Source organism: Brevibacterium ammoniilyticum (assembly GCF_038429965.1).
Lineage (GTDB): Bacteria > Actinomycetota > Actinomycetes > Actinomycetales > Brevibacteriaceae > Brevibacterium > Brevibacterium ammoniilyticum.
Genome location: NZ_BAABNP010000001.1, coordinates 251,078 through 264,431, shown reverse-complemented (window position 1 = coordinate 264,431; position 13,354 = coordinate 251,078). Strand labels below are relative to the sequence as shown.

Annotated in this window: 14 protein-coding genes; 8 read left to right on the top strand and 6 right to left on the bottom strand. The window is 67.3% G+C overall.

What is annotated here, in order from left to right; all coding sequences use genetic code 11:
* Positions 1–14 precede the first annotated feature (14 nt).
* Complete coding sequence (locus AAHA49_RS01185) at positions 15–1,073, bottom strand: 4-hydroxy-3-methylbut-2-enyl diphosphate reductase (RefSeq protein WP_009374898.1); 1,059 nt, start codon at positions 1,071–1,073, stop codon at positions 15–17.
* A gap of 166 nt (positions 1,074–1,239) precedes the next feature.
* Here AAHA49_RS01185 and xseA point away from each other — a divergent pair, with 166 nt between their 5' ends.
* Positions 1,240–2,541 carry an exodeoxyribonuclease VII large subunit gene (gene xseA / locus AAHA49_RS01180; RefSeq protein WP_009374897.1) on the top strand — a complete coding sequence of 434 codons (1,302 nt, stop codon included), beginning with the start codon at positions 1,240–1,242 and terminating at the stop codon, positions 2,539–2,541.
* A gap of 2 nt (positions 2,542–2,543) precedes the next feature.
* On the top strand, positions 2,544–2,780 hold the full coding sequence (locus AAHA49_RS01175; RefSeq protein ID WP_342036904.1) for an exodeoxyribonuclease VII small subunit: 237 nt from the start codon (positions 2,544–2,546) through the stop codon (positions 2,778–2,780).
* A 45-nt stretch (positions 2,781–2,825) separates the two neighbouring features.
* Here AAHA49_RS01175 and AAHA49_RS01170 read toward each other — a convergent pair whose 3' ends face one another.
* On the bottom strand, positions 2,826–3,395 hold the full coding sequence (locus AAHA49_RS01170) for a DUF4245 domain-containing protein (protein WP_342036903.1): 570 nt from the start codon (positions 3,393–3,395) through the stop codon (positions 2,826–2,828).
* A gap of 224 nt (positions 3,396–3,619) precedes the next feature.
* Here AAHA49_RS01170 and glpX point away from each other — a divergent pair, with 224 nt between their 5' ends.
* From glpX to AAHA49_RS01155, 3 genes are all read left to right on the top strand, one after another.
* Complete coding sequence (gene glpX, locus AAHA49_RS01165; RefSeq protein ID WP_342036902.1) at positions 3,620–4,744, top strand: class II fructose-bisphosphatase; 1,125 nt, start codon at positions 3,620–3,622, stop codon at positions 4,742–4,744.
* A gap of 52 nt (positions 4,745–4,796) precedes the next feature.
* Positions 4,797–5,423: a carbonic anhydrase gene (locus AAHA49_RS01160; protein ID WP_009374893.1), complete on the top strand. Its 627-nt coding sequence runs from the start codon at positions 4,797–4,799 to the stop codon at positions 5,421–5,423.
* Positions 5,424–5,496: 73 nt separating this feature from the next.
* A complete protein-coding gene (locus AAHA49_RS01155; protein WP_342036901.1) occupies positions 5,497–6,900 on the top strand; it encodes a class II fumarate hydratase in 1,404 nt (467 codons plus the stop codon).
* A gap of 87 nt (positions 6,901–6,987) precedes the next feature.
* Here the strand turns inward: AAHA49_RS01155 and phoH2 are convergent, their stop codons facing one another.
* Positions 6,988–8,295 carry an RNA 5'-3' helicase PhoH2 gene (phoH2, locus tag AAHA49_RS01150; RefSeq protein WP_339394032.1) on the bottom strand — a complete coding sequence of 436 codons (1,308 nt, stop codon included), beginning with the start codon at positions 8,293–8,295 and terminating at the stop codon, positions 6,988–6,990.
* A gap of 206 nt (positions 8,296–8,501) precedes the next feature.
* On the opposite strand from phoH2, the gene AAHA49_RS01145 reads away from it, so the two are divergent.
* On the top strand, positions 8,502–9,230 hold the full coding sequence (locus AAHA49_RS01145) for a class I SAM-dependent methyltransferase (RefSeq protein WP_342036900.1): 729 nt from the start codon (positions 8,502–8,504) through the stop codon (positions 9,228–9,230).
* A 63-nt stretch (positions 9,231–9,293) separates the two neighbouring features.
* Here the strand turns inward: AAHA49_RS01145 and AAHA49_RS01140 are convergent, their stop codons facing one another.
* On the bottom strand, positions 9,294–10,097 hold the full coding sequence (locus AAHA49_RS01140) for an isoprenyl transferase (RefSeq protein ID WP_342036899.1): 804 nt from the start codon (positions 10,095–10,097) through the stop codon (positions 9,294–9,296).
* Positions 10,098–10,229: 132 nt separating this feature from the next.
* On the opposite strand from AAHA49_RS01140, the gene trhA reads away from it, so the two are divergent.
* A complete protein-coding gene (gene trhA, locus AAHA49_RS01135) occupies positions 10,230–11,003 on the top strand; it encodes a PAQR family membrane homeostasis protein TrhA (RefSeq protein ID WP_342036898.1) in 774 nt (257 codons plus the stop codon).
* Positions 11,004–11,228: 225 nt separating this feature from the next.
* On the opposite strand, the gene AAHA49_RS01130 is transcribed toward trhA, so the two are convergent.
* Positions 11,229–11,675: a hypothetical protein gene (locus AAHA49_RS01130; RefSeq protein WP_342036897.1), complete on the bottom strand. Its 447-nt coding sequence runs from the start codon at positions 11,673–11,675 to the stop codon at positions 11,229–11,231.
* Positions 11,672–12,655 carry a mycothiol conjugate amidase Mca gene (gene mca / locus AAHA49_RS01125; RefSeq protein ID WP_342036896.1) on the bottom strand — a complete coding sequence of 328 codons (984 nt, stop codon included), beginning with the start codon at positions 12,653–12,655 and terminating at the stop codon, positions 11,672–11,674. Before mca ends, AAHA49_RS01130 begins: the two co-directional genes overlap by 4 nt.
* A 125-nt stretch (positions 12,656–12,780) precedes the next feature.
* Between mca and AAHA49_RS01120 the strand changes: the two genes are divergently transcribed.
* Positions 12,781–13,203, top strand: a complete 423-nt coding sequence (locus AAHA49_RS01120; RefSeq protein ID WP_339394038.1) for a DUF4307 domain-containing protein — start codon at positions 12,781–12,783, stop codon at positions 13,201–13,203.
* Positions 13,204–13,354 lie beyond the last annotated feature (151 nt).

Here is a 13,354-nt window from a genome sequence, read left to right as displayed (position 1 = left end):
ACGATCGGGGGTGCTCAGATGATGTCGTGCTGACGGTCAGCGCCATCGCGCTTGTTCGAGGTCTTCTTGCCCGCGGCCTTGAGATCCTTGCGGAGTTCACGCGGCAGGGAGAACATGAGATCCTCCTCCGCGGTGACGACTTCCTCGACCGAGGCGAAACCGTAGTCGGCCAGCAGGCCGAGCAGATCCTGGACGAGCCCGTCGGGCACGCTCGCACCCGAGGTCACACCGACCGTGGCGACATCGTTGAACCACGTCTCGTCAACCTCACGGGCGAAGTCGATGCGATGGGCGGCCTTCGCACCGTGTTCGAGGGCGACCTCGACGAGACGGACCGAGTTCGAGGAGTTCGCCGAACCGACGACGAGGACAAGATCGGCCTGCGGCGCGATCTTCTTCACCGCCACCTGGCGGTTCTGAGTCGCATAGCAGATGTCATCGCTGGGCGGATCCTGCAGATGCGGGAACCGCTGACGGAGGATGTCGACCGTCGCCATGGTCTCGTCGACGCTCAGCGTCGTCTGCGAGATCCACACGAGCCGCTCGGTGTCCTCGACCTCGACGGTCTTCGCTTCCTCAGGGTTCTCGATGAGGGTGATGTGCTCGGGAGCCTCACCCATTGTGCCCTCGACCTCCTCATGCCCGGCATGGCCGACGAGGAGGATGCGGTAACCGTCGCGGGCGAAGCGCACAGCCTCACGGTGGACCTTCGTCACCAGCGGGCACGTCGCATCGATCGTGGAGAGATCACGGGCGGCCGCCTCGGCGTGGACTGCCGGGGACACGCCGTGGGCGGAGAACACGACGCGTGCGCCCTGCGGCACCTCGTCGGTCTCGTTGACGAACACGGCACCGCGCTCGGAGAGCGTTTCGACGACATGCCGGTTGTGGACGATCTCCTTGCGCACATAGACGGGAGCACCGTAGTGCTCGAGCGCCCGCTCGACGGCGATCACGGCGCGGTCGACTCCGGCGCAGTACCCGCGCGGAGCGGCGAGGAGCACTTTCTGGTCGCTGCCTTCCGGCGTCCGGATGTCCTCCGGGGCGACGCGCTTGCGCGGGATCGTGGGCATGGGAACAGATACGGCAGTCACGGTGCCATTCTAGGTCTCGAGGCTGAACGTCAGCCACAAAGGTGAACCATTCCACACCGAGCAGCCCACCGCACGCGCCGCCCGCCGCGTCCTGCCCCGCCGTGTCCGCACCGTTCGCTAGGCTGGGCCGGGACAAGGAGATGACATGGCACAACGCATATCCGGCACCCCCGGAACGCTCGGCGAGTCCGTCGACCCGCAGGAGCTGCCGGCCACCGCTGCCGAGACCACCGCGGACAACCCGTGGCCGCTGAGCCTGCTCTCGAACAAGATGAAGTCCTACATCGACCGCATGTCGAGCGTGTGGATCGAGGGCCAGGTCGTCGAACTCAACCACCGCGGCAAGGCCAGTTACCTCACCCTGCGCGACACCGACGTCGAGATGTCCCTGCCCGTCCAGATCTGGAAGAACGTCCTCGACCGCACCGGCGCCCAGCTGACGGAGGGAAGCCACGTCGTCGCCAACGTCAAAGCCGACTTCTGGACGAAGACCGGGCGGCTGACGATGCGGGCCAACGACATCCGCGCCGTCGGCCTCGGCGAACTCCTCGCCCGGCTCGAGAGGCTGAAGAAGCAGCTCGCCGCTGAAGGCCTCTTCGACCCCAACCGGAAGAAGCGGCTGCCGTTCCTGCCCAACCGGATCGGGCTGATCACCGGCCGCGACTCCGATGCGCAGAAGGACGTCGTGCGCAACGTCCACGTCCGCTGGCCCGCCGCCGAATTCGAGATCCGCAACACCGCAGTCCAAGGACCCGACGCGGTGCCTGGCGTGATGAAGAACCTCGCCGAACTCGATGCCGACCCGAACATCGACGTCATCGTCATCGCCCGCGGCGGCGGCAGCATGGAGGACCTCCTCCCCTTCTCCAACGAAGCGCTCGTGCGCGCGGTCGCCAACGCCTCGACCCCCGTCGTCTCGGCGATCGGCCACGAAGCCGACCGGCCCATCCTCGATGAGGTCGCTGACCTGCGTGCCTCGACACCGACCGATGCGGCGAAGCGGATCGTCCCCGATGTCGCCGAGGAGGCGATGGGCATCCTCAATGCGCGTGCCCTCCTCGACGCCGCCGTCAACCGCATCATCGACCGTGAGCAGGAGATGCTCACCGCCGTGCGCTCCCGGCCGGTGCTCGCCGAGCCGCAGACCATGGTCGATGCGCGCGAAGACGAACTCCTCATGCTGCGCCGTCGCAGCCTGCAGGCGATGACTGGTCTGCTCAACCACGGTGCGAACGAGATCACCCACCTGCGCTCCCAAGCCCGGTCGCTCTCACCGCTGCGCACGCTCGAACGCGGCTACGCGGTCGTGCAGACCGAGGATGGCGTCGCCGTCCGCAATGTCTCCGAAGTCCACGTCGGCTCCCCAGTCCACGTCCGGGTCGCCCACGGACGGTTCGACGCCGAGGTGACGAAGACCGAGAATCCCACCGAAGAAGCAAGGAGCTGACCATGACCGAACCCGTCACCCAGCAGGACGAAGCCGACATCGGCACGCTCAGCTACGAACAGGCCCGTGAAGAGCTCGTCACCACCGTCAAGCGCCTCGAAGCCGGGAACCTTCCCCTCGAGGAGTCGCTGCGGCTGTGGGAACGCGGAGAGGCACTCGCCGACCGCTGCCAAGCGTGGCTCGACGGTGCCCGCGAACGACTCGACAAAGCACGTGAAGAGTCAGTCGAGGACGACTGAGCACTTCGTGAACTGGGTGCGCCGCTGCCTTCAGCGACGCCGCGCTCACTTGAGCTGGGCGGCGACCTGGTCGGCGAAGGAGTTGATGGTGTCGGGTGAGGCGATGGCCTTGAGGACGACGAACATGTCGCCCTTCGACGTCACCCAGTACTCCTTGGCATCGTCGGAACGATAGATCTGGAACGACTGTCCCCCGACCTGAGCCGTCTCGGCCGCCGTGGCACCTTCGACCTTGCCCTCGGCCCACTTCGCCGAGGTCTGCGCCTGCTCGAGGCTCACCCACTGATCGTCGGGTCCGAGGAACGAGAGGTACCACGACGAGGAATCCGACCCCTTGATCGGATCGAGGTTCGCCTCATTCGACGTCCACCCGGAGGGGACGTCAGGGACGATGAGGTCGAAGTCGGTGTTGGCCTGCGACGCCTCGGCGATCGCCTTGTAGTCGACGACCCGTTCGGGACTGACCTCCGGCTGCGGGGCCAGCAGCAGGACACCGGCGACGAGGGCCATGCAGGCGGCGATCGCCACGGTCATATTCACCCAGTTCGAGTTCTTCCGCAGCAGACGCATCTCTTCCCGGGACCCGGGAAGGACGACTCCGGACTGGTCGGACATGGATACTCCCTTGACTGCGGCTGCCGGTGCGACGGTCGTCGACCTGCTCCCCGCTTCGTCGATGCTGCGGACACTCACCTCCCCATTGTCCCCGCGGCAGGGTCCGCGAGCCAATCGGCGCACTCTCAGCGTGCCCGGGATCACAGCGGGAGCCCTGCTTGAGCCCGTGTCCCAGCGCACTCCGATGTCCTCCCCCGCCTGCCGAGGGTGGCACAATTGGAGGCATGAGTGACTCCCAGGACACAGTTGACGTGAAATCGCATCATGACCGGGGCCGCGTGGACGCCGAGGCGCCACCGGTCGCAGTGACCGACGAATGGTCACAGCAGGCTCAGGTCGGAGCCGGAGCCCCCGACCGCAACCTCGCCCTCGAACTCGTGCGAGTCACCGAAGCCGCAGCCATCGCCGCCGCCCCCTGGGTGGGCCGTGGTGACAAGAACGCCGCCGACGGCGCAGCCGTGGCCGCGATGCGCAACGTCATCTCCTCCGTCCGCATGGCCGGCACCGTCGTCATCGGCGAAGGCGAGAAGGACGAAGCGCCCATGCTCTTCAACGGCGAACAGGTCGGCGACGGCGGCGGTGCCCGCTGCGACGTCGCCGTCGATCCCATCGACGGCACCCGCCTGACCGCGCTCGGCATGCCCAACGCGATCTCCGTCATGGCGGTGACCGAAGACGGCGCGATGTACGACCCTTCGGCCGTGTTCTACATGGAGAAGCTCGTCACCGGCCCCGATGCCGCTGACGCCGTCGACCTGCGCCTGCCGATCGCGGAGAACATCCGCCGCGTCGCCAAGGCCAAGGGAACGAAGGATCCCGCCTCGGTGACGGTGATGATCCTCGACCGTCCCCGCCACGAGGAGATGATCGCTGAGATCCGCGCCGCCGGCGCCCGCATCCGCCTCATCACCGACGGCGACGTCGCCGGTGCGATCGCCGCCTGCCGCCCGGACACGGGCGTCGACATGCTCATGGGCATCGGCGGCACCCCCGAGGGCATCATCACCGCGTGCGCCATCAAGGCCCTCGGCGGCGTCATCCAGGGCCGCCTCTGGCCGCAGGACGACAGTGAGCGCGAGGCGGCGGCCAAGGCAGGTCTCGACGTCGACAAGGTGCTCGGCACCGACGATCTCGTCACCGGGGACAACTGCTACTTCGTGGCCACCGGCATCACCAACGGCGACCTCCTCGACGGGGTGAAGTTCCAAGGCGGTCACGTGACCACGCATTCGCTGGTCATGCGCTCGAAGTCGGGCACGGTCCGCTCGGTCTTCGCCGAGCACCAGGCCGCGAAGACCCGCTCGTACGTCGAAGCCGCCGAGGAAGCAGCCCGTCGCGGTCTCGTCTGAGACTGCGACGCTCTCACTCACCCATCCACCGTCGGAAGCAGGTCAGGACGTCATGCCCAACCAGGCTTGGAAGCGCTTGCAGGAAGGCAATCGTCGCTTCGTCAACGATGAGCCCGAACATCCCAACCAGGACATCACCCGCCGTGAGGCGGTGAGCGCCGACCAGACGCCGTTCGTCTCCCTCTTCGGCTGCGCCGACTCCCGGGTGGCCGCGGAGATGATCTTCGACGTCGGCCTCGGCGACATGTTCGTCGTCCGCAACGCCGGCCAGGTCGTCGACCCGGTCACCCTCGGGTCGCTCGAGTACGGGGTCGAGATCCTCGGCACTCCGCTGCTCGTCGTCCTCGGCCACGACAGCTGCGGGGCGGTGACCGCGGCCTACAACGCCTACGACACCGGTGACACTCCGCCCGGGTTCATCTCCGACGTCGTGGCCCGCATCCTGCCCACGGTCGCCCGGGCACGGAAGAACAACCGGACGACGGTCAACGAGACCGTCGTGCAGAACACCATCGACACGGTCGAGAAGATCATGCAGCTCTCGACCCTGATCTCGCGTGCCGTCGATGAGGGGCGACTCATCATCGTCGGCATGACCTATCAGCTCCACGACGGTCACACGACCGTCGTCGCCCAGTACGGGGGCGACGAGGCCGCGGTCTCGTCCTACGCCTCCTGACCCGGTTCCGCGGCCGGGCGGGACTTCCCGCTCAGGCGCGGGCGCACTCATCACCGAAAGGACCGTGCAACGCATGAGCGAAGAGTTTCGCATCGAACACGACACCATGGGAGAGGTGAAGGTCCCCAAGGACGCCCTCTACGGCGCGCAGACGCAGCGGGCCGTGGAGAACTTCCCGATCTCCGGCAAGACCCTCGAACCCGCCCACATCCACGCGCTCGCGCAGGTGAAGAAGGCTGCGGCGAAGGCCAACCTCGAACTCGGCGTCCTCGACGCCGACCGTGCCGAAGCGATCCAGAACGCCGCCGATGAGGTCATCGCCGGCAAGTACGATGCCGACTTCCCGATCGACGTCTTCCAGACCGGTTCGGGCACCTCGTCGAACATGAACACCAACGAGGTGCTCGCCACCCTGGCCTCGAAGGCCCTGGCCGACAAGGGCATCAGCGTCCACCCCAACGACCATGTCAACGCCTCGCAGTCGTCGAACGACGTCTTCCCCACCTCGGTGCACGTGGCCGTGACGAATGCCCTGGTCAATACCCTCATCCCGGCGATGGACACGCTGGCGACCTCGCTGGAGAAGAAGGCTGAGGAGTTCGCCACGGTCGTCAAGTCCGGTCGCACGCACCTCATGGACGCCACCCCGGTGACCCTGGGCCAGGAGTTCGGCGGCTACGCCGCTCAGGTCCGCTACGGCATCGAGCGCATCGAGTCCGCACTCCCCCGCGTTGCCGAGGTTCCGCAGGGCGGGACCGCCGTGGGCACGGGCATCAACACCCCCGACGGGTTCTCGGCACGGGTCGTCGAGATCCTCGCCGAGGAGACCGGCCTGCCGATCACCGAGGCGCGCAACCACTTCGAGGCGCAGGCCAACCGCGACGGTCTCATCGAGGCCTCGGGTCAGCTGCGCACGATCGCCTACGGCTACATGAAGATCTGCAACGACCTGCGGTGGATGGGTTCGGGCCCGAACACCGGCCTCGGCGAGATCGCGATCCCGGACCTCCAGCCCGGTTCCTCGATCATGCCCGGCAAGGTCAACCCGGTCATCTGCGAGGCCACGATCCAGGTCGCAGCCCAGGTCATCGGCAACGACACGACCGTGGCGCTGTCGTCGACGAACGGCGCATTCGAGCTCAACGTCGGCATCCCCGTCATGGCCTCGAACCTCCTCGAGTCGATCCGCCTCCTCGCCAACGCCTCGACCGTGATGGCGGAGAAGATGATCGACGGGCTGACCGCGAACGTCGAACGCGCCCGCTTCCTCGCAGAGGCGAGCCCCTCGATCGTCACCCCGCTCAACAAGGTCATCGGCTACGAGGCGGCGGCGAAGATCGCCAAGCACGCCGTGGCGAACAAGATGACCGTCAAGGAAGCGACGATCGACCTCGGCTTCGTCGAGAACGGTTCGATCACCGAGGCCGACCTCGACAAGGCGCTCGACGTCACAACGATGATCGGCACCTACAAGTAAGTTTCCGACACCCTCGGAGTGAGAGCACCGGCGCGGTCAACCGACCGCCCCGGTGCTCTCTGCTCTCCCCACCTCGGCGAGGCGACCCTACGACCGGAAGGGATCGAACTCCTCGAGGACATCGGTGACCAGGGCGGCGATCTCCGAACGCTCCGAACGGGTGAGCGTGACATGCGAGAAGAGCTCGTGCCCCTTGAGCTTCTCGATCACCGCGGCGATGCCGTCATGGCGTCCCACCCGCAGGTTGTCGCGCTGGGCGACATCGTGGGTGAGCACGACCTTCGAGTTCATCCCGATGCGTGAGAGCACCGTGAGCAGGACGTTGCGCTCGAGCGACTGTGCCTCGTCGACGATGACGAACGCATCGTGGAGGGAGCGGCCGCGGATGTGGGTCAGCGGCAGCACCTCGAGGATGCCGCGGTTGACGACCTCGTCGATGACGTTCTTCGACACCAGGGCGCTGAGCGTGTCGAAGACCGCCTCGGCCCACGGATTCATCTTCTCCCCCTCGCTGCCGGGCAGGTAGCCGAGGTTCTGGCCGCCGACGGCGTAGAGGGGACGGAAGACCATAATCTTCGAGTGCTTGTTCTCCTCGAGCACCTTCTGCAGTCCCGCCATGAGGGCGAGCGCGGACTTCCCCGTTCCCGCTCGCCCTCCCAGGGAGACGATGCCCAGATCATCGTCGAGGAGCATGTCGATGGCCACCCGCTGCTCGGCCGAGCGGCCGTGGACGCCGAAGATGTCGCGATCCCCGCGCACCAGGCTCACCGTGTTGTTCCTCCGCACCCGGCCCAGCGCCGACCCCCTGGGCGAGGTGATGACGACGCCGGTGTTGACGACCTCGTCGGCCACGGCATCGGTGGTGATCGACCCGGAGTCGTAGAACTCCGACATCTCCTCGTCCCCGAGTGCGAGTTCGCTCATCCCCGTGAAGCCCGAATCCGTCGCGAGCTCGGCCAGGTACTCCTCGGCCTGGAGGCCGAGCGCCGAGGCCTTCACCCGCATCGGCACGTCCTTGGTCACGACGACGACGTCATGGCCCTCCGCGGCGAGGTTCCGGGCGACGGCGAGGATGCGGGTGTCGTTCTCCGACCGGTCGAAGCCGACCGGCATCGTCGTGGCGTCGACGTGGTTGAGTTCGACCCGGACCGTTCCCCCGGCATCGCCGACGGGGATCGGCTCGTCGAGCCGGTCGTAGTCGGAGCGGAAGTCGTCGAGGATGTGCAGCGCCTTGCGCGCGGTGAAGCCGAGTTCAGGATGGTGCCGCTTTGCCTCGAGCTCCGAGACGACGACGAGAGGGATGACGATGTGATGCTCTGCGAATCTCAGCAGTGCTCCCGGATCCGAGAGAAGCACCGAGGTGTCGAGAACGTATGTGTGGACCTTTTCGGCCATGGGGACCCCTGTGGCGTACGTAGCGCCGAGGTCCGAATCCTGACATCACCCGAACCCCGGGTTGGTGTCGACCAACTACTGTCAACCTATCCCCGATCGCGGCGACTTCTCGTTGCGGCACGCACTTTCTGCCAAGTCGCGTCGTGAACATCGAGTGAATGGGATCGGGTGCGACCGAGGCAAGGCACCTGTGCTAGTTTCGGCCCATGCCCGATGCGATCTTCGCGAACCCGCAGCTCGTCGCCGTCTACAACGCCTTCGACGGAGACCGTGACGATCTCGAGGCCTATCGGGCGATCGCCGAGGAGTTCTCCGCCCGCACCGTCGTCGACCTCGGGTGCGGCACCGGCGTCTTCGCCCGCACCCTCGCCGCCGCCGGACTCCGGGTCATCGGGATCGACCCGGCCCAGGCCTCGATCGACTTCGCCGAGGCGGCCGCCGCATCCGCATCCGCCGACGTCGACTTCCGGCGCGGCACGTCAGCGGACATCCCCGCACTCGACGCCGACCTGGTGACGATGACAGGCAACGTCGCCCAGGTCTTCCTCGGCCTCGACGAGCTGCGCGGGGTGTTCGCCGACTGCGCCCGGGGCCTGCGGCCAGGAGGTCATCTCGTCTTCGAGTCCCGGATCCCGGAAGTGAGACCGTGGGCGGACTGGGCTGGGCGGGCACCGCGGACCCTCACGATCGAGGGCATCGGCGAGGTCACCGAGACCTTCGCCCTCGGCCAGATCGACCTGCCCTTCGTCGCCTTCACCCATCTCTACCGATTCGCAGACACCGGGGACATGATCGGCTCGCAGTCCCGACTGCGCTTCCACGAGAAGGCGGAGATCACCTCGGCGCTGGAGCAGACGGGATTCGCCGTCCGCGAGGTCAGGGACGCAGCCGACCGGACCGGGAGGGAATGGGTCTTCGTCGCCGAGAAGCTGTAGTGAGGCAGAGGAGACGCCACGGCGGGCCCTGACAGACCCTGACGGGCCGAGCAGGCGACAGACCTACCGGCCGAAGCGGCGCTGGCGCAGACCGTAGTCGCGGACGGCGCGGAGGAAGTCGGTGCGGCGGAAGTCCGGCCAGTACGTCTCGCAGAAGTAGAACTCGGAGTACGCCGACTGCCACATGAGGAAGCCCGAGAGCCGCTGCTCGCCGGAGGAGCGGATGATGAGGTCCGGGTCGGGCTGGCCCTTCGTGTAGAGGTGCGCGCCGATCTGCTCGGGTGAGAGTTCGGCGATGATCGTCTCGAGATCGGTGCCCTCGTCCTGCCGGGTGCGCAGCAGGGACTTCACGGCGTTGACGATCTCCTGCCGCCCTCCGTAGCCGACGGCGACGTTGACGCGCATGCCGCCCTCACCCGAGGATGCCGCCGCTTCGAGTCGCTGCCGCAGATCGGGTGGGAGGATCTCGAGGTCACCGACGAGCTGGACCCACACGTCGTCGAGCTTCGCGATCCGCTCGACCATGTCGGAGATGATCTCGATGAGCACGGCCACCTCGTCGGCGGACCGGGCGAGGTTCTCCTTCGAGAGCACATAGAGGGTGACGATCTCGACGTCGACCTCCTGGCACCAGCCGAGGAACTCGACGATCTTGTCGGCCCCCGCCCGATGCCCGTCGGCGGTCGTCGCCCCGAACTCCTTCGCCCAGCGGCGGTTGCCGTCGGTGATCACGCCGACGTGCCTGGGGACGGGCACCGAGGTCTCGAGCTCGCGCAGCAGCCTCCGCTCATAGAGACGGTAGAGCAGACTCATCGGTCGCGCCACGACGTCCTCTTTCCCCATGCCCATCGGTCGGTCGAACACCATACAGAGTACTATCCCCGGACGGCCTCACCTGCGACGGCCCCGACCGGTGCCGACCGGGTCGCACTGCGGACGCTCATGACCACCACATGGGCCTATCGCCATCCTGCCAGGAGATCCGGATAGATTGATCCCATGAACGCTCCCGTCACGGACCCGCCCGCGCTCGATCGTCCCGCGTCCGACAGTCGGAAGCACCCTGCCCGCGCCCCGCATCCGCTGCGCATCGCCCGCCGCCGATCGGCTCTGCGCAGCGAACTCGGCAAACTCGCCGGGCAGGTCAAGCCCAAGCTGCGCGGCTGGTTCCACGCCGGGGCGTTCCCCGTGGCGATGCTCGGGGGCTTCGCCCTCGTCATCATCTCCCCGACGATCGAATCACGGCTGGCCGCCTCCGTCTTCGCCGTCACCGGCATGCTCCTCTTCGGCACCTCGGCCGTCTATCATCGCGGCCGCTGGCGGACGAAGGCCAGACTCGTCCTCCGCCGTCTCGACCACGCGAACATCTTCCTCATCACCGCGGGCACGTACACCCCGCTGGCCGTGCTCATGCTTGAGCCCCGACAGGCGATCGTGCTCCTGTCGGTCCTCTGGGGTGCCGCAGCACTCGGGGTGGCGTTCCGGACGATCTTCACCACCGCGCCGAGGTGGCTCTTCGTTCCCATCTACGTCGGCTTCGGCATCGCCGGAGTGGGGTACATCCCGCAGATCTGGGCGACCCTGCCCACCGTCGGCATCCTCGTCGTCGCCGGCGGGGTGTGCTACATCGCCGGTGCCGTGATCTACGGCATCAAGAAGCCGAATCCGGCCCCGAAGTGGCTGGGCTTCCACGAGATCTTCCACATCCTCACGATCGCCGGCTATGGCTGCCACCTCGCGGCACTCCTCGTCGCCGCCGTCGCCGCCTACTGAGCCTGCACGCGACCGAATACGCAGGCCGTTGCCTTCGCCGCCGTCGGCGCCTACTGAAGCCGTGGCCGGCTGGGGTCATGGGCGGCCGAGCTTGCAGCCTGCTGTCGCCGCTACCGCGGCACGGGCCGGACCAGTCGTCTGCNCCCCCCCCCCCCCCCCCGCTGTGCTGTGACCGAGGCTGTGCTGTGACCGGGCCGGAGTCAGGTCAATCGAATCGGTCTGCGTTCACGACTTTTCGGAGCCCGCTCCGCGGTCCGCATCGGACTCGGCCGCACTGTCGCTCCCGGCCGCCTCGGCGGAGCTAGGAGCATCCGCTGACGCCGAATCGCCTGGTCCGGGGTCGGCGGGAATGCGCTCCCCTGTCGGAGTCTCCGTGCCGTCGATGACCGACTGAGGTGCGTTGGCCCCGGAGAGCTTCGACTGATTGGGCACCGCATACTTGCGCAGCGGGATCGGGTAGGCGTCGCTGGCCCGGGAACGGGCCCGCACCCGGCGCACCCGCTTGAGCGCGTCGCGGATGAGGAAGATCGCGATGACGACGATCCCGAAGGTCGTGAGGAAGCCGATCGTGCCCGGGGTGACGAGGTCCGGGTCGGGTCCCCCGCTCGGGGTCGCGGTGCCGGCGGCCAGCATCGTCGCGGGGGCGGCGAGGATCTCCATCGCTGCGGTCATGCGCTCTCTCCTTCAAGGCGGTCGTCGGCGGGCGAAGCGGGCAGCATCCCCTCGGCAGGAACGACGCGGCCGTCGTCGAAACGGACCCCGGCGAAGAGGTCGGACTCCTGGAAGTCCACGCCCGGGGTCATCGGTTCGCGTCCGGTGCGGTCGACGGCGATCTCGAACTCCTCGGTCGGCCAGTAGGTGCGTGCGGCCTTGCGTGAGGCGGAGAAGAAACCGCCTTCGGGATCGATCTGCGTGGCGTGGGAGATCAGGGCCCGATCGCGGGCGCCGAAGTACTCACCGCAGTCGATGCGCGTGGAGAGCCAGTTGACGCGTTCGGCGTCGCGCTTCTTGAAGTCCTCGATGTGCTCGGCGAACGGCGACTCGAGGCCGGCGGCCTCCATCTTCTCGTGGATGGTGATCCACTTCTTCGCCGACAGGTCCTGGTTGTAGTAGACCTTCTGCACCGCCCACGGCTCTCCGAGCTCAGGGTGCGCCTCGGGGTCGGCCGCAGCCTCGACGGCCGCCATCGTCACCGCATGGTTCTTGATGTGGTCGGGATGAGGGTAACCGCCGAGCTCGTCATACGTGGTCACGACCTGGGGCCGGAACTGCCGGATGATGTGGACGAGCGGGAGCATCGCGATCTCGTCGGGCACCCGGTAGAAGCAGCCGGCGGGGATCTCGGTCTCGAAGTCGCCCTCGGGCAGACCGGAGTCGACGTGGCCGACCCAGACGTGTTCGGCGCCGAGCGCCGCGGCGGCCGAGGCCATCTCCTCGCGACGCAGACCCGCGATGTCACGGGTGGCCTTCGGCGACTGCAGGAGCGCTGGGTTGAGGATGTCTCCGGCCTCCCCGCCGGTCATCGTCGCGATGAGGACCCGTGCGCCGAGGTCCGCGTACTTCGCACTCGTGGCAGCGCCCTTCGACGATTCGTCGTCGGGGTGCGCATGGACAGCCAGCAGACGCAGCCCGCGATATGGAAGCGCAGTCATTTCTCGGTGGTCCCCTCTCGGTTCGGCGCTGAGCCGTTCCTCACTCTGTCCGTGCCTGAGCATGATCGCAGATCACGGATCGACTACTCTAGATTAGTGCGCGAGAGTGACAGATGAGGAATTCAATGACTGAGGTTACAGCCGCAGAACCGCAGGGCGACCGCTACGGGCGCGCCCGCACCCCGCGACGTCGCCTCAGCCGCAGGGCGACGATCATCGGCACAGCCGTCATTGCCATCGTCGTCATCATCATCGGCGTCGTCGCCTTCCAGCCCCCGACGAAGCCGAACGATCCGCAGACCGTCGAGTACACGGTCAACGATTCCGCGAGCACCACGGTGACCGTGGCCCTCTACCCGGACCGTGAGCGCAGCGTCCACTGCATCGTCCAAGCCACGAACAGCAACGAGGCGATCGTCGGCTTCACCGAGGTCAGCCTCGACGCCGACCCGCAGGCCGATCCCACCAAGCCGCGGCCGATCACCGTCGACCTCGCCACCACCCAGCTCGCCTCCTCCGGCCACGCGGACGCCTGCTGGTTCGAGTGACCTCGTTGTCGTCGCGACATCGCTGAGGCAGGCATCGCGCAAGCTTCCCTGCCGTCGCCGAGGTGCATCCTCCCTGACGGCGACGCCGATGGGAGTTCCCCGCGAGGGTGCCCGAATCGTGACCCAGATCATCGTAATCCTCGCGAAATGG

Bases quoted from the DNA above. Each gene is read 5' to 3' on its own strand.
- AAHA49_RS01160 (WP_009374893.1), top strand. From the start codon at position 4,797: ATGCCCAACCAGGCTTGGAAGCGCTTGCAGGAAGGCAATCGTCGCTTC.
- xseA (WP_009374897.1), top strand. From the start codon at position 1,240: ATGGCACAACGCATATCCGGCACCCCCGGAACGCTCGGCGAGTCCGTC.
- trhA (WP_342036898.1), top strand. From the start codon at position 10,230: ATGAACGCTCCCGTCACGGACCCGCCCGCGCTCGATCGTCCCGCGTCC.
- AAHA49_RS01120 (WP_339394038.1), top strand. From the start codon at position 12,781: ATGACTGAGGTTACAGCCGCAGAACCGCAGGGCGACCGCTACGGGCGC.
- AAHA49_RS01155 (WP_342036901.1), top strand. From the start codon at position 5,497: ATGAGCGAAGAGTTTCGCATCGAACACGACACCATGGGAGAGGTGAAG.
- mca (WP_342036896.1), bottom strand. From the start codon at position 12,655: ATGACTGCGCTTCCATATCGCGGGCTGCGTCTGCTGGCTGTCCATGCG.
- AAHA49_RS01145 (WP_342036900.1), top strand. From the start codon at position 8,502: ATGCCCGATGCGATCTTCGCGAACCCGCAGCTCGTCGCCGTCTACAAC.
- phoH2 (WP_339394032.1), bottom strand. From the start codon at position 8,295: ATGGCCGAAAAGGTCCACACATACGTTCTCGACACCTCGGTGCTTCTC.
- AAHA49_RS01185 (WP_009374898.1), bottom strand. From the start codon at position 1,073: ATGCCCACGATCCCGCGCAAGCGCGTCGCCCCGGAGGACATCCGGACG.
- glpX (WP_342036902.1), top strand. From the start codon at position 3,620: ATGAGTGACTCCCAGGACACAGTTGACGTGAAATCGCATCATGACCGG.
- AAHA49_RS01140 (WP_342036899.1), bottom strand. From the start codon at position 10,097: ATGGTGTTCGACCGACCGATGGGCATGGGGAAAGAGGACGTCGTGGCG.
- AAHA49_RS01130 (WP_342036897.1), bottom strand. From the start codon at position 11,675: ATGACCGCAGCGATGGAGATCCTCGCCGCCCCCGCGACGATGCTGGCC.
- AAHA49_RS01170 (WP_342036903.1), bottom strand. From the start codon at position 3,395: ATGTCCGACCAGTCCGGAGTCGTCCTTCCCGGGTCCCGGGAAGAGATG.
- AAHA49_RS01175 (WP_342036904.1), top strand. From the start codon at position 2,544: ATGACCGAACCCGTCACCCAGCAGGACGAAGCCGACATCGGCACGCTC.